15 protein-coding genes and 1 riboswitch are annotated in these 19,761 nt (G+C 73.6%); of the genes, 6 read left to right on the forward strand and 9 right to left on the reverse strand.

Annotation, left to right across the window (positions count from 1 at the left end):
* Positions 1–203 precede the first annotated feature (203 nt).
* Together V6U89_RS19030 and V6U89_RS19035 are read left to right on the forward strand one after the other, a co-directional pair.
* The gene (locus tag V6U89_RS19030; RefSeq protein WP_334572645.1) at positions 204–1,544 is read left to right on the forward strand and encodes a YibE/F family protein; all 1,341 of its coding nucleotides are present in this window, start codon (positions 204–206) and stop codon (positions 1,542–1,544) included.
* A 166-nt stretch (positions 1,545–1,710) separates the two neighbouring features.
* Positions 1,711–1,841, forward strand: a riboswitch (cyclic di-AMP (ydaO/yuaA leader).
* 4 nt (positions 1,842–1,845) lie between these two features.
* Entirely contained in the window at positions 1,846–2,865 is a 1,020-nt protein-coding gene (locus V6U89_RS19035; protein ID WP_334572647.1) for a coiled-coil domain-containing protein, read from the forward strand.
* A gap of 13 nt (positions 2,866–2,878) precedes the next feature.
* Here the strand turns inward: V6U89_RS19035 and V6U89_RS19040 are convergent, their stop codons facing one another.
* Both V6U89_RS19040 and V6U89_RS19045 read right to left on the reverse strand, forming a co-directional pair.
* The gene (locus V6U89_RS19040; protein WP_334572649.1) at positions 2,879–4,111 is read right to left on the reverse strand and encodes an RNA-guided endonuclease InsQ/TnpB family protein; all 1,233 of its coding nucleotides are present in this window, start codon (positions 4,109–4,111) and stop codon (positions 2,879–2,881) included.
* A gap of 254 nt (positions 4,112–4,365) precedes the next feature.
* Positions 4,366–5,019 (reverse strand): carbonic anhydrase, encoded by a 654-nt coding sequence (locus tag V6U89_RS19045; protein WP_334572651.1) that lies wholly within the window; start codon positions 5,017–5,019, stop codon positions 4,366–4,368.
* A gap of 234 nt (positions 5,020–5,253) precedes the next feature.
* Here V6U89_RS19045 and V6U89_RS19050 point away from each other — a divergent pair, with 234 nt between their 5' ends.
* Together V6U89_RS19050 and mycP (V6U89_RS19055) are read left to right on the forward strand one after the other, a co-directional pair.
* Positions 5,254–5,583, forward strand: a complete 330-nt coding sequence (locus tag V6U89_RS19050) for a helix-turn-helix transcriptional regulator (protein ID WP_334572654.1) — start codon at positions 5,254–5,256, stop codon at positions 5,581–5,583.
* A 72-nt stretch (positions 5,584–5,655) separates the two neighbouring features.
* A complete protein-coding gene (mycP, locus tag V6U89_RS19055; protein ID WP_334572656.1) occupies positions 5,656–6,894 on the forward strand; it encodes a type VII secretion-associated serine protease mycosin in 1,239 nt (412 codons plus the stop codon).
* Between the two features lie 148 nt (positions 6,895–7,042).
* Here the strand turns inward: mycP (V6U89_RS19055) and V6U89_RS19060 are convergent, their stop codons facing one another.
* From V6U89_RS19060 to eccCa, 6 genes are all read right to left on the reverse strand, one after another.
* Positions 7,043–8,341, reverse strand: coding sequence for a WXG100 family type VII secretion target (locus V6U89_RS19060; RefSeq protein ID WP_334572658.1), 1,299 nt, complete (start codon positions 8,339–8,341; stop codon positions 7,043–7,045).
* 17 nt (positions 8,342–8,358) lie between these two features.
* Positions 8,359–8,919, reverse strand: a complete 561-nt coding sequence (locus V6U89_RS19065) for a hypothetical protein (protein WP_179802897.1) — start codon at positions 8,917–8,919, stop codon at positions 8,359–8,361.
* Positions 8,920–8,953: 34 nt separating this feature from the next.
* Positions 8,954–10,411 carry a type VII secretion-associated serine protease mycosin gene (mycP, locus tag V6U89_RS19070; protein ID WP_334572660.1) on the reverse strand — a complete coding sequence of 486 codons (1,458 nt, stop codon included), beginning with the start codon at positions 10,409–10,411 and terminating at the stop codon, positions 8,954–8,956.
* Between the two features lie 112 nt (positions 10,412–10,523).
* Positions 10,524–10,802 carry a WXG100 family type VII secretion target gene (locus V6U89_RS19075; RefSeq protein WP_088964211.1) on the reverse strand — a complete coding sequence of 93 codons (279 nt, stop codon included), beginning with the start codon at positions 10,800–10,802 and terminating at the stop codon, positions 10,524–10,526.
* A gap of 28 nt (positions 10,803–10,830) precedes the next feature.
* Complete coding sequence (locus V6U89_RS19080) at positions 10,831–11,139, reverse strand: WXG100 family type VII secretion target (RefSeq protein WP_088964212.1); 309 nt, start codon at positions 11,137–11,139, stop codon at positions 10,831–10,833.
* 257 nt (positions 11,140–11,396) lie between these two features.
* Positions 11,397–15,362, reverse strand: a complete 3,966-nt coding sequence (gene eccCa / locus V6U89_RS19085) for a type VII secretion protein EccCa (RefSeq protein ID WP_334572662.1) — start codon at positions 15,360–15,362, stop codon at positions 11,397–11,399.
* A gap of 169 nt (positions 15,363–15,531) precedes the next feature.
* Here eccCa and eccD point away from each other — a divergent pair, with 169 nt between their 5' ends.
* Positions 15,532–16,929, forward strand: coding sequence for a type VII secretion integral membrane protein EccD (eccD, locus tag V6U89_RS19090; RefSeq protein WP_334572664.1), 1,398 nt, complete (start codon positions 15,532–15,534; stop codon positions 16,927–16,929).
* Here the strand turns inward: eccD and V6U89_RS19095 are convergent.
* Positions 16,913–18,094, reverse strand: coding sequence for a type VII secretion protein EccE (locus tag V6U89_RS19095; protein WP_334572666.1), 1,182 nt, complete (start codon positions 18,092–18,094; stop codon positions 16,913–16,915). The two genes, eccD and V6U89_RS19095, sit on opposite strands and share 17 nt — an antisense overlap.
* Positions 18,095–18,258: 164 nt before the next feature.
* On the opposite strand from V6U89_RS19095, the gene eccB reads away from it, so the two are divergent.
* Positions 18,259–19,731 (forward strand): type VII secretion protein EccB, encoded by a 1,473-nt coding sequence (eccB, locus tag V6U89_RS19100; protein WP_334572668.1) that lies wholly within the window; start codon positions 18,259–18,261, stop codon positions 19,729–19,731.
* The last annotated feature ends 30 nt before the right edge of the window (positions 19,732–19,761 follow it).

Genomic DNA, 19,761 nt, shown 5'->3' on the forward strand with positions numbered 1-19,761 from the left:
CGCGTACCGCGCCGGGCTCGGCTGCCGTGGGCGACCGCCCGGGCGGGTCGCCACGCCGGGCGACCGCACCGTCCGGTCACGCTGGGTGACCTCGCCGGCACCCAGGGGCCACACCGGGGTACGCGGCTCGCCACGCGCGTTGCGCCGGTGAACCGACCGGCCGGCTGACACGTACCCCGCCCTGGATCGTTGGGAGACTCGCAATGGGCGCCGACCACACCCGTCCCGCTCCGTCCACCCCACCGGGGGTGCGACGGATCCTCGTCGCGACGGTGGTCCCGCTGTTCGTCGTCACGGTGATCGCCGCCCTGGTGCTGTGGCCGCGCGACTCGCGGCAGGCCGACGTCGGCGCCGAGCCGGCGCGCCACCACGGCACGGTGACCCGGGTGGTGACCGAACCCTGCCCGCCGACGCCGGAGGCGCCGCCCGGCGCGGCCGAGGGCCCGTGCGGGACCGTGACGGTCCGGGTCGAGCAGGGCCCGGACAGCGGCCAGCAGGTGGAGACGCCGGTGCCCGCCGGCCCGGGCGCGCCCACCGTGGCGGTCGGCGACGAGGTGGTGCTGGTCCAGCTCGCCGACCCGGCCGACCCCACCGCCACCAGCTACCAGATCGCCGAACACCAACGCGGCAAGCCCCTGGTGTGGCTGGTGGCGCTCTTCGCGGCGGCGATCGTGGCGTTCGGCCGGCTGCGCGGGCTGGCCGCGCTGGCCGGGCTCGGCGCCAGCTTCGCCATCCTGCTGGCCTTCGTCGTACCCGGCATCGCGGCGGGCGGCTCGCCGCTGCTGATCGCGATCACCGGCTCGGCGCTGATCATGTTCGTGGTGCTGTACCTGACCCACGGGATCACCGCGCAGACCTCGGTGGCGGTCCTCGGCACGCTCGGCAGCCTGGTGCTGACCGGACTCCTCGGCAGCCTGGCCACCGCTGCCGCCCACCTGACCGGGTTCGGCAGCGAGGAGGCCACCACGCTGTCGATGTACCAGCGCGACGTCGACCTGCACGGGCTGCTGCTGGCCGGCATCATCATCGGCTCGCTCGGCGTGCTCGACGACGTCACCGTCACCCAGGCCGCCACCGTCACCGAGCTGGCGCACGCCAACCCCGGACTGTCCCGGACGCAGCTCTACCGGGCCGCCACCCGGGTCGGCCGGGCGCACATCGCCTCCACGGTGAACACCATCGTGCTCGCGTACGCGGGCGCGTCGCTGCCGCTGCTGCTCCTGCTCACCGCCGACAGCCGGCCGGTGAGCCAGATCCTCACCAGCGAGTTCCTGGCCCAGGAGATCGTCCGCAGCGCGGTGGCGACGCTCGGCCTGGTCGCCGCCGTACCGCTGACCACCGCGCTGGCCGCGCTGGTCGCCACCGCCGGTCGTGGCCCGGCCGACGAGCCCGCCCGGGACAACGGGCCGGCACCCACGCCCCGCCCCTCCGCCGACCGGGACACGGCGCTCGAGGCGCTGAGCGCGTCGCGTCCCGGCCGACCGTCCACCCCGGCCCCCGCACGGTGGCCCGACCCGGAAAGGAGCACGGACACCGCATGGTGAGACTCCGCAGCGTGACCGACGCCGACGCGGAACCTGACGAACGCGTCACTCGTCACGCATCGCTACGACGAAATAACGCTTTTAGTCGGGTTCTGGACGTAGATCCCCGGTACGACTCTCGGGTAACCTCGCTGCCGGTCACCGCCGAAGGCGCGCAGCGGCGCCTGCGGTGCCGCCGCCCAATCGCCGCGAGGCGAACCGGGGAACCAGGTACATGGGGTGAATCCGCGCGAGCGGTAGGGGCCACTTCCGTCCCGAACCCGTCAGCTAACCCGGTCGGCGGTCGACGGAAGGGAACACTGTGACGGCACCCCTGCGCCGCTGGTTGACTCCGGTGGTGGCCGTGTTCGCCGCTCTGGCCATCCTCGGCGGTCCGACAGCCGCGATCGCCGCGCCCTCGACCCCCACCCCCTCCGGGCACGAGGAGGACGACGAGCCCAAGCTGCTCACCGACGTCATCGAGCTGCGCAACCGCGAGTATTCCAAGGCCAAGACGCAGCTGGAGAAGTCCAAGAAGCGCCAGCAGCAGCTCGGGCTGGAGGTGCGGCGCGCGCAGGACGAGCTGGCGGCGTTGCAGCCGACGGTCTCGCAGCTCGCGGCGCAGTCGTACCGGACCGGCCGGATCGGCGCGGTGGCGATGCTGTTGGAGAGCGACGCCCCCGACTCGTTCGTCCGGCGCGCCGCCGCCCTGGACGAGCTGAACATGGTCAACGCGCAGAAGCTGGCCAAGGTCACCGCCGCCAAGAACCGCGCGGAGCAGGCCAAGCTGGCGCTGGACGCCGAGGTGCGCGAGCAGCAGAAGCTCACCAACGACATGGCCCGGGAGAGCCGGGAGGCCGAGAAGGCCCTCCAGCTGGTCGGCGGCCGGGGCTTCACCGGCGGCCTGGTCGACGCGACCTCGCCGGTCGCCCGGATCGGCCCCGGCCGAACCGCGGACGGCGGCTGGCGTCCCGAGTCGCGCACCGAGGACGACCCGACGACCTCCGGCACCATCACGCCGCGCACCCTGCACGCGTACAAGGAGGTCCGGCGGGCCGGCTTCAACCGGTTCGCGGGCTGCTACCGGCCCGGTGGGCCGTGGGAGCACCCGAAGGGCAAGGCCTGCGACTGGTCGTTGCAGCGGAGCGGCTTCGCGCCCTGGCACAACAACGACACCCGGATGTACGGCAACAACCTCGCCGCGTTCCTGATCCGCAACGCCGACCGGCTCGGCATCTACTACGTGATCTGGAACCGGCAGATCTGGTTCCCGGCCACCGGGTGGAAGTCGTACAGCGGACCGTCGAACCACACCGACCACGTGCACATGTCGATGCTTTGACGTTCTCCCCGCCCTAAAGGACGGGGATTCCCTCCGCGCTGCGCGTGGAACAGCGCGCAGCGCGCGGGCGGATTCCTGCTTCTCGGCGCGGTGCCGGCACGGGTGCCGGTCTTACCTGCGCTCCACAGGCGTTTAGGCTCTCGGCGCGTCCCGCCGCGAGCACGTTGATGGCCGCGTTGACGTCCCGGTCGTGGACCGCACCGCAGGGGCAGGTCCACGACCGGACGTTGAGCGGCTTGGGTCCGTCGGGCCGGCCGCACTCCGAGCACGTCTGCGACGTGGGCGCGAACCGGTCGATCTTTGCGAAGGTGCGCCCGTACCGGGCGGCCTTGTACTGCAGCATCGCGGTGAAGCCGGCCCAGCCGGCGTCGTGCACCGACTTCGCCAGGCGGGTCCGGGCAAGGCCGCTAACGCACAGGTCCTCGACGTACACCGCTTGGTTGTCGCGGATGATCTGGGTCGAGAGCTTGTGCTGCCAGTCTCGCCGGGTGTCAGCCACCCGGGCGTGCGCCTTCGCCACCGTGACGACGGCCTTCTTGCGGTTGTTGCTGCCCCGCTGCTTACGCGACAGCGCCTGCTGCAACCGGCGCAGCCTGCGAGCGGCTCGGCGCAGGAATCGTGGCGCCGCGACCTTCGTGCCGTCGGACAGGACCGCGAAGTGGGTCAGACCCAGGTCGATGCCCACCTCGGCGTCGGCCGGCGGCAGCGGCTCGTCGGCAGCCTGGACGACGAACGAGGCGAAGTACCGGCCGGCCGAGTCCTTGATGATCGTCACCGAACTGGGCGCGGCGGGTAGCACCCGCGACCACCGCACCGCCAGATCACCAATCTTCGGCAGCCGCAGCCGACCGTTGTCCAACACCTTGAATCGGGCGTTGGCGGTGAATCGAATCGCCTGCCGGTTATCCTTACGCGACCGAAAACGCGGCGGAGCCACCCGCCCCCTGCGCTTCCCCGATAGAGATGCGAAGAAGTTGCGGTACGCCACGTTCAGGTCCGCGAGGGCCTGCTGCAACACCACCGCCGACACCTCGCCCAGCCACGCCCGCTCCGGCGTCGTCTTCGCCTCGGTAATCACCCGCTTGGACAGCTCCCCGTCCGACACGTACGGCAGCCCGACCTCGCGGGCCTGCTGCCGGACGCGCAGCCCGTCGTTGAACACCACCCGCGCGCACCCGAACGCCCGCGCCAGCGCTTCCCGCTGACCCGACGTCGGATAGACGCGATAGTTGTACCGCAGCTGCACATCGGACAGCCTCGCAGTGGCCTACGACAGAGAATGCAACGTGCGTACTGGCAGGCATTGCGTTTCCGCCATGCACGCCCACTTATTCACAACCGGCCAGGCTAGAGCACCCTCGGGCCTAGACGGCCCTCCCGCGTGAGCCTTCACCCCCGCCCTAACGGGCGAAGCACTGGCCCGCATCTTGGTAACGCGCGACGCGTACCGAACGAGGGCCGTCCCCGGGTGGGGGCGGCCCTCGTCGCGTACGGGGTTGTTCAGCCGGCGACGGCGGTCGCCCGATCGCCGGCCTGGGCCGGCACGACACTCGGCACCGCGGCCACCGTCCGCACCTCACCGGCGGCGAGCCGGTACGACATGCCGACCACCGCGCACCGCCCCTCGGCGACCGCGGCGGCCAGTACGGCGGAGTTGCCCAGCAGCGCCTCGACGGTGTGCGCGATGTGGATGTCGACGATCCCGTCGACATCGTCGACGCCCTGCTCGGCGGCCCGTCGGAGGCTGGGCACCACCGCGTCCACCACCGCCCGCAGGTGCCCGGCCGGCGGCGTACCGGTCCGCGCGGCGTCCCGGGCAGCCTGCACCGCCCCGCAGGAGTCGTGGCCGAGCACCACCACCAGCGGGGTGCCCAGGACGCTCACCGCGTACTCGACGCTGCCGAGCACCTCGGGGCCGGCGGTGTGCCCGGCGGTACGGACCACGAAGAGGTCACCCAGGCCCCGGTCGAAAATGATCTCGGCGGCGAGGCGGGAGTCGGAGCAGCCGACGATCACCGCGAACGGCTGCTGGCCCTCGGCGACCGCCGCCCGGTGCACCGAGTCCTGGTTGGGGTGGCGCTGCGCGCCCGTCACGAAGCGCCGGTTGCCGGCGTGCAGCTCGGCGAGCGCCTGCGTCGGATCGGTCAGGGTCATTGCCTCACCTCGGTCCCTCGCGAGATCGGCCTGGTCACACCCGGCCGGCGACGGAGGCGGCCTCGCCGCCCACCGTCACACGCAGCAAAAGATACGTCAAGGTATACGTGATACAGATTTCATACATTACCGGGACGTGGGCAGCGTGTTTCGCCGCCGTGCCCCCCGGGCCGCGCCCGGACAGCTCCGGGTGCGTGGAGGCCAGGGCGGAAATGCCGGCCGGCTGGCCATACCATGACGGGCATGGCGACGACTGCGCAGAACGGGAGCACCCGGAACTGGACGTTCCTCACCAACCACGCGCACGTGCTGCTCGCCATCGCCCGCAACCCCACCGCCCGGCTGCGGGACGTCGCCGACGAGGTCGGGGTCACCGAGCGCGCCGCGCAGGCGATCGTCGCCGACCTGGAGGCCGGCGGCTACCTGCACCGCACCCGGGTGGGCCGGCGCAACGAGTACACGGTCAACCCGCGCGGCCACTTCCGACACCCGGCCGAGTCCGACCGCCAGGTGGGTGATCTGCTCGCCCTCTTCACCGGCGAGCGCGCCGAGTCCACCTCCTGACGACCGCTCTCATTCTGGGCGCCCGGACCGCCCGTCGCCCCGTCCCGGGCGCGGCGGCGGTAATCTCAGCGCGTGCGCGAGAGCTTCCGGCCGACTGGGACGGCGCTGACCGAGGCCGCCGGGCGTCCATCCCGGACCGTCCTCGGTGGAGTGTTGGCGGCCCTGCTCGCCTCGCTCGTGGTGCCGCCGGCACCGGCCGTGGCGGCCCCGACCTGCCCCGGCCCGGCCGGCGGGGTCGCCCCCGCCGAGACACCGTGGGCGCTGCGCCGGCTCGACCCGGCGTCGGCCTGGCGGATCACCCGGGGCGAGCGGGTCACGGTGGCGGTCATCGACTCCGGCGTCTCCCCCACCCATCCGCTGCTCAAGGGGCAGGTACGCGAGGGCCGCGACTTCAACGGCCTGCCGTCGATGCAGGGCCGGTGCGACCTGGCCGGCCACGGCACCATCGTGGCCGGGATCATCGCCGGGCGGGACGACACCGGAGCCCCGTACAGCGGCATCGCGCCCGCAGCCCGGATCCTGCCGGTCCGGGTGCTGCCCGACACCCAGCGCACCAACGACCCCGGCCTGCCCCTGCAGATCGCCGACGCGATCCGCTGGTCGGCCGACCAGGACGTGCAGGTGATCAACCTGTCGCTGGTCACGGTGGACCATCCGGAGCTCGCCCGGGCCGTCGACTACGCGCTCGGCAAGGGCGTGGTGGTGGTGGCCGCCGCCGGCAACCGGCAGCAGGAGCAGCAGGACCTACCGGCGTACCCGGCCGCGTACCCGGGGGTGATCGCGGTCGCCGGGGTCGACCGGGAGGGCGGCCACGTCGGCAGCTCGGTCAGCGGCAACTACGTGGACATCGCCGCCCCCGGACTGGACATCGTCGGCCCCGCCCCCGGCGGCCAGGGCTACCTCGCCGAGCCGCAGGGCGGCACCAGCTTCGCCGCCGCGTACGTCTCGGGCGCGGCGGCACTGATCCGCGCCGCCCGGCCCGACCTCACCCCGGAACAGGTCGCCTACCGGCTCACCCGCACGGCCGACAACCCGCCCGAGGGGCACAACCCCGAGCTCGGGTACGGGGTGGTGAACCCGTACCGGGCGCTGACCAGCCTGCTCGGCACCCGGACCGATCCCCCGGTCGGGGCCATGCCGCCACCCGGCGCGGCGGAGGACCCGCTGGGCTGGCAGCGCACCGTGGCGCTCTGGGTCGCCGGTGCCGCCGGAGTGCTCGCCCTGACGCTGCTGGCGGCCCGACCGATCGTGGCCCTGGGCCGCCGGCGGAAGTGGCGGCCCGGCCGCCGCGCCGAAACCGTCGACGCCTGACTGCCGCCCGACGCTGCCTGCGAACGGTGAGGCGCCGCAGGAACGGCGGAGCGGTCCTCGAACGGCGCAGCGGTCCTCGAACGGCGGAGCTGCCCCACGAACGGCGGAGCGCCGCCCACGTGACCGTGGATGGCGCTCCTTCCGAGGCTCAGCGCAGGATGCCGGGCGCGGCGCCGCCGTCCGCGCCCCAGACGTCCTCGTCCTCCTCCAGCCAGGTGTTGCGGGGAGCCTCCTCCTCGCCGTAGCCGGCACCGTGGCCGCCGCCCATGCCGGCCATGCCGCCGCCCTTGACCCCGGCACCGCCCCGGACACCGCCGGCCGCGCCCTTGCCGGCGCCGCCACGACCGGCCGCACCACCCATGCCGCCGGCCATGCCGCCCATGCCGCCGCCGAGCCGGCCCGCACCGCGACCCGCACCCCGGCCGGCACCCGCACCGCCCGCGCCGCCCATCATCCCGGGCATGCCGGTGCTCACCGCCTTGCCGAGGGAGCCGCCGCCGGGGATCATGCCGCCGGCGCCGCCGAGGCCGCTGCCACCGCCGAGGCCGCCACCGGAGCCGAGGCCGGTGGTGCTGGGCAGGCCACCGCCACCCGCGCCGGGCAGGGTGCCGACGCCGCCGCCGGCACCGGCCAGACCGCTGCCGTACTCGTCGCCGAGGCTGCCGGTGCCGCCGCCGCCCGGGTAGCCGCCGGTGCCGGATGAAAGGTCGGGGTGGGCGCCGGAGCCGATGCTCGGGCCGCCCGAGCCGAGGCCGGGGGGCGAGCCGATGCCGCCCGCGGAGGGGCCGCCGCCGATGCCCCCGGTGGAGGGCGCCCCGCCGATGTCCGGCACGCCACCGCCACCACCGCCGCCGCCTCCACCGCCGAGGTCCGGCCGGTCGAAGGTGTCGGTACGCGTGGGGGGCGCGGTGCCGCTCGGCGCGTCGAGATTCTCGTCGATCGCCAGGTACTGGCCGCTGACCTGACCGTAGACCCGGTTAGCGTCGTCGGTCTTGTCGTTGAACCAGTCGACCATCGAACTGATCGGGTCGGCCAGGCCGAGGAAGTCCGGCTTGACCTTCATCTCGAAGAAGCCGGCGCTGATCGTGATCCGGCCGTTGCGGGCCTCCAGCACGTCGTTGACGCAGCTCGCCGGGATCGGGAACTCGGCCTGCGCGGCGCTCAGCTTGTCCGCGGCGTCCTTGAGCGAGTGCACGATGCCGCCCCGGCTCTCGGCGTCCGCGACCACCTCGCCGGTGGTCTTCGCGAGCCCCTCGATGTGGGTCTTGAACGCCTCGTACGCCGGGCCCTTCCAGGTCTCACCGAGGTCCTTGACGTTGGTTTCGAGGTTCTGCTTGACCGTGTTCAGGTTCTTCAGCAGCTGCTCCCAGCCGAAGGCGGCGCTGGTGACGTCACCGGGCCTGCCGTCGATGACGATCTGCTGGCACATCTCTTCCCAACTCGGCATCTGCCGCCTCCCCCGACTCAGTTCTTCCCGGCGCGGCTGGACGCGCTGTTGATGGCGTTCTGCATCTGGTTGGCGTTCATCCGGTTGCGCTCATCGGCCGTGTCGTAGTTCTCCTTGACCTTCCGGAGCGCGTTGGCGGCCTTCCAGAGCTCACGGGCGAGCTCCCGCAGCCTGGTCTGGGTGCTGTCGTAGAGACCGGCGTGCTTGGTGGCGAGGGCGTTGGCCCGCTCGAAGCTGCCGAGCGGGCTCTTCTCACCGCCACCGCCCACCGCCGCCGCCCCGGTGGCGTTGCGCATCCACTTCCGGATGTCCTCTTCCATCTTGTAGGACTGCTGGTTGAGGAACTCGGCGTGGTCGTCGAGCCACGTGATGGCCTTGTCGAGAGTCGAGGCGTCCCACTCGGTCTTGGCGCCCGCGCCGCCCGGGGCGGGCGTGAGGTGCGTCGGCCGGTGGGCCTTGTTGACGTTGTCCAACGAGACGCCGTCGTAGTAGACGAACGGCGTGATGGTCGGTGCCACCGGGACGTTGGGCGTGTCGATCTCGACCCTGTCCGACTGCTGCGTCCTGTCGTCCGTCATCGGTTCCTCCCCGTCGCCGATCAGACTCTCTGGCTTACTGGTGGTGCACGCCGGGGCCCGGCGGGGCCGGCGGCGGTGGGGGCGTCGCCCCCGGGTGCGGCCAGGGGGCACCCTGGGGTGCCGCACCGGGCGGACCGTAGGCCCCCGGCGGCACCTGACCCGGTACGCCGTGCGGGGCCGCGGGCGGGTACGGGCCACGGGCGCCCGGGACGGCGCCCGGCGGCACGGCGTGGCCGGCGGAGACCGGGTGGCCGGGCGGCGGCGGGAAGCCAGGACCGGCGGGCGGCGGGAAGCCGGGGCCGGCGGTCGGCGCGGCCGGCCGTCGGCGGGACCGGCGCACCAGCACGATCACCAGGATCGCCACCGCGATCGGCACCAGCAGGCAGAGCGCGCCCTGGATCAGCGCACCGGTGCCGTTCTTCACGCCGAACGAGACGACCGGGTCGTCGTCCTTCGACCGCTCCGGCAGGGGTTGCGAGCCGTTCTCCGCGTCACCCCCGGCGGGCGCGCCGGCCAGCAGCGGGTTGCTCGACACGTTCGGCACCGAGCGGGTCAGCGCCGCCACCGGGTCCACCGCCCCGAACCCGTACTCCTCGTCCCGGCCGGCGGGACCCCGGTCCTGGGCGGTGCGGATGAGCCGGTTCACCACGTTGGCCGCGTCCAGGTCCGGGTACTTCGCCCGGACCAGCGCCGCCAGGCCGGACACGATCGCCGCCGACTCGCTGGTGCCGCTGCTGACGCCGTAGCCGTTGTCGGACACCGAGGTGGGCAACGGTGAGATGATTTTCTCCATCGGCGCGGCCAGCACGGCTTCCGGGCCCCGCACGCTGTCGCCGAAGAACGAGCCGTTCCTGCCCAGCCCGGTCACCGCGATCACTCCGGGGACGTCCGCCGGCGAGGCGACGTCGACGTCGCCCTGGTGGACGTTGCCGGCGGAGGCAACAACCACGACGTTCTTCTCGAGGGCGTAACGGACGGCCGCCACCTCTTCCGGCTTCGCGGCTTCCTTGGCGCCCATCGAAATGTTGATCACATCGGCGCCGTGGTCCGCCGCCCAGCGGATGCCCTTCGCGATGTCATCGGCCTGGAGCCGGGTACCGACGGAGATGGGCAGGATCTTGGCCTCGGGGGCGATGCCGAGCTCTCGCATGTCGCCGCCGCCACGCCCGGCGATGATGCCCGCCATGGCCGTGCCGTGCGCGATCTTGTCGTCGGTGCCCCAGCCCTTCGCGGACCCGTCCGCGCCGGTGGCGTACCCGGGGAGGACCTGGCCGCGCAGGTCGGGGACTTCGGGTTCGACCCCGGTGTCGAGGACGGCGACGACCACGCCGCGCCCCTTGGTGATCTTGTGGGCCTGTGGGATCTTCAGCGCGTCGAGGTACCACTGGAGGCCGCGTACCGTGTCGGCGGCGCGGGCCGGGGCCGGCGCGGCCAGTGGAACCGTTCCGGCGGCGACCGCCAGGGCCAGTGCGGCCACCGTGGACCTCAGCACCGGCCGGAGACTTTTCCACGTACGCATGACACTCCCAGGACCTCGGCGACTCGCAACGCAGTGCGGCTCCGGTCCGGTCGAGCCGGACCGGAGCCGCGACGGGGCGATTATCTCAGCCCCACACCTTCGAGTTGCTCATCTCGGTGGAGACGTAGTTTTCGCGCGCCACGCCGACCGCACCGCCGATCTCGTTCAGGACGCGGTTGATGTCGCGCACAGCGGTGTCCCACTGCGCCTGGTGCTGCTCGTAGGCGGCCCGGTCCTGGCCGTCCCACTGGAGCTTCGACAGCATCGACCGCAGCGTGTCCAGCTTCTCGTCGATGGTCTTCGAGATGGACTGCATCTGCTGGTTGGCGCTCTCGAGAACTGCGTAGTCAACCTTGATGCTCATGATTTCCTCCCCTGCTCTTCTCGGCGGATCACGGGTTGAGAGCAGAGTGGAACTTGTCCAGCATCTGCTGCTGCTCTTCGTCGTTGACCTGGTGCGTCGTACCCGACTTGTCGAGCAGGTCGGCGATGTTGTCCATCGCCGTCAGCAGCTTGACCGTGTCCTCGTTCCAGCGGTTCATCAGCGACTGGAAGCCCGTGGACGCCTGTCCCTTCCAGGCGATGGCCAGGTCGTCGACCACGTTCCACAGCTTCTTCAGCTCGCCGTCGACCTCGCTGCGCGTGGACCGCACGTCACTCGCGGCGGTATGCAGAGTCGCTGCTTCGACCTCGAACGCCATGCTTCACACCCTTCCGTCATGTTGTGGCGGCGGAATCTGCCGCGCCCTCCCCCGCGGCAAGGCCAACACCCCACCGACGGACACTCCGTAGGAGACGGTAGCCCACCGTGTCCAGCGCGCGCAGCCCTGCCCGGGCGCGAGACCGCACACACCATGACTCATTGTGGACGGACCGGTCGCCCGACGTCGAGCCGTTCCCACCTATCGACCGACGTGTTTGCGCTGTCGGGTGAGCGGATCGAGGCCGGTCATCCCGCTCACACCGGCTCCACCCAGGCGGTCTGGATCAGCTGCTGACCGTCCCGGCGGCGGACCAGGGTGCCCCGGCCGGGCGGCTGCGGGCTCGGCCGCAGCGTGCCGAAGACCGCACCCTCCTCGCGGTTGCCGGACATCAGCAGGCCCGGCGAGTCCAGCTCGCGCAGGCGTTGCAGCACCGGCTCGTAGAGGGCCCGGGCGATGCCGCCGACCCGGCGGGTGACGATCAGGTGCAGGCCGATGTCGCGGGCCTGCGGCAGCAGCTCGTGTAGCGCGCTGAGCGGGTTGTTGCCGCCCGAGGCGACCAGGTCGTAGTCGTCGACCAGGATGTAGAGGTCCGGACCCTTCCACCAGCTGCGGTCGCGCAGCTGCGCGGTGGTGACGTCCGGCCCGGGCAGCCGGTTCTGCAGGGCGCTGCGGATCGACCCGAGGCCCTGGCTGAACACCTGGTTGGACGGCGCGTAGTCGAGCAGGTGGTCGCCCTCGACCGCGCCGAGCAGGCCCCGCCGGTAGTCGGCGATCACGATCCGCGCCTGCGCCGGGGTGTACCGCTCGGTGATACCCCGGGCGATCACCCGCAGCACGTTGGTCTTGCCGCACTCCGCGTCGCCGAAGACCGTGAGGTGCGGCTCGTTCGCCAGGTCGAGGTGGACCGGCGCCAGCGCCGACTCGTTGACGCCGATCGGCAGGCCGGGGGCCGACCGGTCGGCGACCCGGACCAGCTCGGTGAAGGGCAGCTTGCGCGGCAGCAGCCGCACCTTGGGCGCCGGGGCGCCGGGCCAGGCGTCGGCGACGTGCCGGGCCAGCTTGGCCGACGCCTCGGTCAGGTCCTCGATGTCGCGGCGGTTGTCGATCCGCGAGACCGCGGTGAGGAAGTGCAGCTTGTCCCGGGTGAGGCCGCGCCCCGGCGCGCCGGTCGGCACGTTCGCCGCGGCCCGCCGGTCGATCTCCGACTCGTTGGCGTCGCCCAGGCGCAGCTCCAGCTTGGTGCCGAGCAGGTCCCGCATGTTGATCCGGATCTCCGCCCAGCGGACCGCGGTCAGCACCACGTGCACGCCGAAGCCCAGGCCGCGGTTGGCCAGGTTGGTGATCGTCTGCTCCAGCTCCTCGTACTCCTGGCGCAGCGTGTTCCAGCCGTCGACCACCAGGAAGACGTCGCCGAACGGGTCGTCGGCGAACTCACCGGCCGCCCGACGCCGGCGGTAGCTGGCGACCGAGTCGATGCCGTGCTGGGCGAAGCGGGTCTCCCGGTCGTCCAGGATCGCCACCACCTCGGCCACCGTGCGGCGCACCGCCTCGGTGTCCCGGCGGCCGGCCACCCCGGCGACGTGCGGCAGCCCGTCCAGGCTGCGCAGCGCCCCACCGCCGAAGTCGAGGCAGAAGAACTGCGCCTCGCGTGGGGTGTGGGTGAGCGCCAGCGAGGCGATCATCGAGCGGAGCATTGTGCTCTTGCCGCTGAGCGAGGCGCCCACGATGACCACGTTGCCGCCCGCGCCGGCCAGCTCCACCATCATCGGGTCGCGGCGCTGCTCGTACGGGCGGTCGACCACCCCGACCGGGACGGTGAGCTGCCCCCGGCCCGGCCAGGTCGCGGTGCACAGCCCGAAGGTCGAGTGGACGGCCAGCGGCGGCAGCAGCTCGGAGAGGCTCGGCGGCTCGGACAGCGGCGGCAGCCACACCTGGTGGGCCGGAGTGCCCCGACCCTTGAGCCGCTCGATGAGCACGTCCAGCATCGCCACGGCCTTGCCGTCGGCCGGCTTCTCCTCGGCCGGGGCCACCTCGACCGGCGCCTGCGGGACCTGCACCGGCACGAAGTTCACCCCGTACGGCACGATCCGGCGCTGCACCAGCGCCCGGGACGAGCGCTGGCCCTCCCCCGGCGCCCGGTACGGCCCGGACACGTACGCCGCCCGGAACCGCAGCATGGTGCTGGTGTCGGTCTTCAGGTAGCCGTGGCCGGGCGCGTTCGGCAGCTCGTACGCGTCGGGCACGCCGAGCACGATCCGGCTCTCCACCGCCGAGAAGGTCCGCAGACCGATCCGGTACGACAGGTGGGTGTCCAGCCCGCGCAGCTTGCCCTCCTCCAGCCGCTGGGAGGCCAGCAGCAGGTGCACGCCGAGCGACCGGCCCAGCCGGCCGATCATCACGAAGAGGTCGATGAAGTCCGGCTTGGCGGCGAGCAGCTCGCTGAACTCGTCGCAGATGATGAGCAGGCTCGGCATCGGGGCGAGCGGCTCACCGGCGGCCCGGGCCTTCTCGTAGTCGAACCGGGAGACGTAGTTCCCGGCGGCCCGCAGCACCTCCTGCCGGCGGGTCATCTCACCGGCGAGCGCGTCGCGCATCCGGTCTACCAGCGGCAGCTCGTCGGCCAGGTTGGTGATCACGGCGCTGGTGTGCGGCAACGCCTCCAGCGACGCGAACGTCGCGCCACCCTTGAAGTCGACCAGGACGAAGTTGAGCTCCTCGGACGAGTGGGTCACCGCCAGCGCGCCGACGATCGTGCGCAGCAGCTCGCTCTTGCCGGAGCCGGTCGCGCCGATCACCAGGCCGTGCGGGCCCATGCCCTCGTGCGCGGACTCCTTGAAGTCCAGCTCGACGACGTTGCCGTCCGGGCCGACGCCGAGCGGGATGCGCAGCCGGTCCCGGTGGCTGCGCGGCCGCCAGGTCTGCTGCACGTCGACCGCCGCCGCGTCGCCGACGCCGAGCAGGTCGGGCAGCTCCATGCTGCGGGCCAGCGGCTCGTCCGAGGTGGTCTGCTGCTGGGACAGCCGGTACGGCGCGATCTGCCGGGCCAGCCCCTCGGCGGCCTCGGCGCTGAGCCGGTCCGGCGTGCCGAGCCGCGAGCTGGAGGCGCCGCCCCGGACCAGCTCCAGCGAGCTGCCGTCACCGGCGTCCAGGCAGAGCAGCCAGCGGCCGGCGTCGCGCGGGATGGTGCCGGAGAGGTCGATGGTGGTGGCGCCGAGCAGGCCCGGCCCCATCAGTTGGCAGGTCGCCGACACCTCGCCGCCGTCGATCACCACCACCACATGCGGGGCGCTGGTCAGCGGCTTGGCCTCCGGGGCGAAGCGGGGCCGCCCGGCCAGTTCGTCGGCGAGCGACTCCTCGGCCTCGGCCAGGCTGGCGAAGACCAGCCGGCGGGCGCCGGCGGCGTCGGTCCGCGCGCTGTGGTGGGCGTGCGGCAGCCACTTGACCCAGTCCCACACCTGCTGCCGGTCGGGCGCGGCGACCACCGCGAGGATCAGGTCGTCGGGGGTGTGGAAGGTGGCCAGCTGGGCCAGCGCCGCCCGGGTCAGGTCCAGCACCGGCTCGCGGTCGCCGCGCAACACGATCCGGCTGAACGCCCGCAGGGAGAGCGCGGTGGGCAGCTCGGGCACGCTGGAGTGGGCCCGGACGAACCGGCGCAGCGCGATCGCGCTCATCGGCTCCAGGTCCTCCACCGGCTTGGTCTCCGGCGGCACGATTTCCACCGCGAGGCGCTGCGGGCCGGTGGCGATCCGGGCCTCGCCGAAGTCGTCCTCGGTGATCCGCCGCTCCCACATCCGCCGGGACGCGGCGACCGACCAGAGCGCGTCCGGCTCCGGGTGCCGCCAGGTCATCGCGGCCCGCTGCTGCTCGGCGGCGCGCCGGGTGCGCTTGCGCATCTGCGCCAGGTAGCGCATGTAGTCGCGCCGCTCGGCGTTCAGCTCGGCCTTGTCGTTGCCGCCGTTGCCGAGCGAGCCGATCGCCATGCCCAACATGGACACGCCGAAGAGGCCACCGGCGACGTACGTCATCATGCCGCCGCCCCGGCCGGCGTAGAGGAACGCCATCGCGCCGACCCCGCACACCATCGGCAGGATCATCAACAGTTGGCCCATGCCTCGGGGCGTCTGTTCGGGCAGCTCCGGAGGGGACTCCAGCAGCACCTCGCCGCGCGGCAGCGCGGGCCCCGGTTGACGCGGAAGCCGGCGGAACACCACCGTGCTCACGGCTGTCTCCTCCCCAGAAGCGGCCCTGATGCGGTTTCGCGACCGACCTGAGTCGTCGGGTGGGCATCGTACGTGCCCGCCATCGTAGGTAATCTCCCGTGGGCGTCGTGGACCCACGGGGGCGAGGCCGCCGGCCGAGGTGGATCTGACAGAGCACGAGGAGGCCACAGTGGCGACGAAGTCGGCGACCGGCGGGTTGAGCCGGATCACCATCGTGGCACCCCGGACGAGGATGGATCTGGCGCTGCCGTCCGACGTGCCCCTGGCGGACCTGCTCCCCACCCTGCTGCGGTACGCCGGCGAGGACCTCGCCGACGAGGGCGTACGGCACGGTGGCTGGAGCCTGGCCCGGCTCGGCGGCCAGCCGCTCGACGGTGGCCGTACCGCCGCGCAGCTCGGGGTCCGCGACGGCGAGGTGCTCTACTTCAACCCGCGCGCGGCGGCGGCCCCGGAGATCGTCTTCGACGACGTGGTGGACGCGGTCGCGACGGCGACCAACCAGCGCCCGGGCACCTGGCAGGTCGGCACCACCCGCACGTTCTCGGTACTGCTGGCGGCGGTGACGCTGGGGATCGGCGCGGTCGTCACGCTGCTCGCCGGCCCGCCGCAGCTGCCCGGCGCGGTGGCCGCCCTGCTGATGGCGGTCGTGCTGGTGGTGGGCGCGGCGGTGCTGTCGAGGGCGGCCGGTGACAGCCGGACCGGCTCGGTGCTCGCCATGGCCGGCCTCGGCTACGCCGCCGTGGGTGGCCTGCTGGTGCTGGCCGGCGACCGGACGCTGACCGAGCTGGCGAGTCCGCACGTGCTGCTGGCCGGTACCGCCGTGGTGCTCTTCGCCGCGGTCGCCGCACTGGCGGTCGGCGACCGGATGCCGCTGTTCTTCGGGGCCGTCGCGGTCGGCGCGGCGGTGGCCCTCGGTGCGCTGCTCTCGCTGGCCTTCGGCATCGGCGCGGCGGCCGCCGCCGCGATCGTCGCCACCGTCGCGTTCGCCACCCTGCCGGCGCTGCCGATGGCCGCCTACCGGCTGGCCCGGCTGCCCGTGCCGTCCATCCCCACCGGCCCGGACGACCTGAAGACCGACACCGAGACGGTCGACGGCCGACGGGTGCTGCGGCTCAGCGAGCGCGCCGACGCGTTCCTCACCGGGCTGCTGTGGACGGTGTCGCTGCTCGTGCTGGGCAGCCAGGTGGTGCTCGCCGGCAACGGCCGGCTGCCGGCCGTGCTGCTCTGCCTGGTGTTGGCGCTGCTGTCGCTGCTGCGGGCCCGGCCGTTCATCGGGCGCGCCCAGCGCACCCCGGTGCTCGTCACCGGCACCGCCGGGCTGGCGCTGACCGCAGCGGCCACCTTCGCCGGCGGCTCGCTGGTGACGCGGCTCGGGCTGGTCCTCGGCGGCCTGCTGCTGACCGCGGTGATCAGCCTGATCTACGGCCTGAGCGTGGCGGGCAAGCGGATCTCGCCGGTCTGGGGCCGGACCCTGGACATCGTCGAGATCCTGCTGATCGTCTCGCTGGTGCCGCTGGCGTTCTGGGTGTGCGGGCTCTACGGCTGGATCGTCAATCTCCGACCCTGAACGTGCCGGCCGCGGTGGCGACCGGCGTGGTGGCGTAGACCCCCGGCCCGTGCTGGCCGTCCAGCGGACGGGCCGGGATGCCGCACCGGCGGGCCATGTCGCGGACCACCTTGACCAGGGCCTCGACGTGGCCGTCCATGGCGGCGACGCGCAGCAGGGGCGGCACCGGCCGGCCGCCCGGCACCACCACCGCCGCCACCGTGTGCGACGGGGCCGAGGTGGAGGTGATCGCGTCCACCAGGGTGCCCAGCGACGCCTCGGGCCGCTTGCGCAGGGTCAGGCAGAGCTGCGTCCAACCGCCGCCGCGCAGGCCCGTCCAGGTCTCCGCGGGCGCCGCCGGGGCGAGGTCGAGGCCCGCCGCGGAGACCACCGCCGCGCGTAGCTCGTCCCGGCCCAGCACGCGGTGGCTCAGCCCGGCCGCGTTCAGCGCCTTACCCAGCCGCCCGACGCCGGCCGCGACCGTGCGGTGCACACCGCGCATCCCGCCGCCGCGGGTCACCGTCTCGGTGCGGGCGTCCGACACCGACAGGCGCAGCGCCACCCAGACCGTGCGGTGGGCGGCCGGTGGCGCGCCCGGCGCCGGGTACCAGACCAGGGTGTGCGAGACGACCTGGGTGAGGGTCACCGGGCCGGCGAAGTCGGTGAGCACCTCCAGGGCACGGTCCACCACGGACGCCTCGATCGAACCGGCCGGCGCGCCGGGCCGCCCGGTCAGCGCCACGGCGGCGAACCAGCCCCGCCCGTCCTGGCCGATGCCGAGCCGGGTACCCCGCTCGGTGAGTTCGATCACGTTGAGCTCGGGGGTGAGCGCCGCCAGCCGTGGATCCACCACGGCGCCCTCGGCGACCGCCGTCCTCGCCTGCTCGCGGCGGCGCCCCAGCCGGCGGCGCAGCAGCAGGTCCTCGTACCACCAGCGGCCGCCGCGCCGGGCGAACGACGCCACCGTCGCGAACAGGGCCAGGCCGCCGACCACCCCGACCACCCAGCCGGGCCCGCCCAGCGCGGCCCAGACGGCGAGCGCGCAGAGTTCCAGCACGACGAGCTGACCGACGGCGACCGGCCCGATCCGGCCGCGTCCGCGCCGGTCGGCCGGCACCACCGGCCGGTCGGCCGCGGCGTCCGGGGCGGCGGGGGTACGACCGGGTGGCGCCTGGAGCTGCGTCATCGGTGAGCGTCCCTTCTGGACATCATGGGCATCCGGCGGGGCGGTGCGGTTGCCGGAGGACGGGCGGGGGTCCCGATGACCCGCCCGTGGCCCCTTATCGTAGGGAAGCCCGCGGCGGAGCTCGGACCTGATCGTCGCGGACCCACCCCCGCCGGAGGTCAAACATGCGGACCCGCCGCGATCAGGTGCAGGCGTACCGCTTCGTCACCCGCCGCATCGTCTCCGCGCTGCTCTCCGGCGACCCCGAGACCACCAACCTGCCGATGCGGCGGCTGGGCATGGCCGTGATCGGCAGCGTGCTCACCGCCGCGATCGTGCTCGGCGGGGCCGGCGCGTACGGCCAGTTCACCGGGAACACCGCACCGCTGGAGGCGAACACGCTGGTCATCGAGCGGGAGACCGGCGCCACGTACGTCTTCGCCGACGGGGTGCTGCACCCGACGTTGAACTACGCCTCGGCACGGCTGATCCTCAACGAGGCCGATCCGCCGACCCGGACGATGTCGCGCGCGTCGATCGAGGACCGGCCCCGGGGTCGTACCGTCGGCATCGTCGGCGCCCCCGACGCCTTGCCGGACCGCAAGTCGCTGGTCGGGCTCCCCTGGTCGGTCTGCGACGTGCCGGACCCGGGCGACTCCCGCCGGTCGACCACCCGCGTGGTGATCGACCGGCCGTTGACCGGCGGTAACCCGCTGGCGGACCGGGCGGTGCTGGTCCGGGGTGACGGGCAGCGCTTCCTGCTCACCGGCGGCTCCCGGCTCCAGATCGTCGGCGGGGACCCGGCGCTGGCCGCGCTGCGGATGGCCAACGCCACCGCGCTCGACGTCGGCGCGCAACTGCTCAACGCGGTCCCGGCCGGGCCGGCGCTGCGGGAGCTGGGCATCGACGGCGACGGCACGCCGAGCAACCGGTCGGTCGGGGGCCGCCCGGCCCGGATCGGCCAGGTGTTCCGGGCCGCCGGCGAGCACTACGTGCTGACCCGCGACGGCCTGGTCTCCATCGGCGAGGTGAGCGCCCTGCTGCTGCAGAGCGACGGCGGTCAGGTCACCGACATCAGCCCCGACCAGGTCGGCGAGCTGTCCGACCGGCGGGTGGAGCCCGACGGCATGCCGCAGGCGCTGCCCGCGCTGCACCCGGTCCGCCCGGGGCAGACGGTGGTCTGCGCCAGCTACCGGCCCGGTCCCGCCGGCGGTGCGCCGACCACCACGCTGGAGGTCTTCGACCGGACGCCGCCCGAGCTGGCCGGCGCCGACGGCGCGACGGCGGTGCGGCAGGGCTCGCGCGACGCCGTCGAGACGGCCGAGGAGGTGCTGCTGCCGGGCGGCAAGGGCGTGCTGGTGCAGGCCGCCCCGGGCGCCGGTGAGGGCACCGAGGCGGCGGCCGGCGCGACGGTCTACCTGATCAGCCCGCAGGGGGTGCGGTACCCGCTGGGCAAGCGCTCCGGCGACGCGGCCACCGCGCTCGGGTACGGCGGGGTGAAGCCCCTGGTCGTGCCGGCGTCGCTGCTCTCGCTGATCCCGACCGGCCCGACCCTGGAGCGGCAGGACGCGCTCTCCTACTTCGCCCCCGGCGACGGCCCCGGCAGCCCGTCGGCGCAGCCGAAGCCGGCCACCGGAGCGCCGGCCCAGGGCGGTTGAGGGGTGCCGCCGGCCGATGCACGGGTCGCC

It is taken from the genome of Micromonospora sp. CPCC 206171, assembly GCF_036906755.1.
Classification (GTDB): Bacteria; Actinomycetota; Actinomycetes; order Mycobacteriales; family Micromonosporaceae; genus Micromonospora; species Micromonospora purpureochromogenes.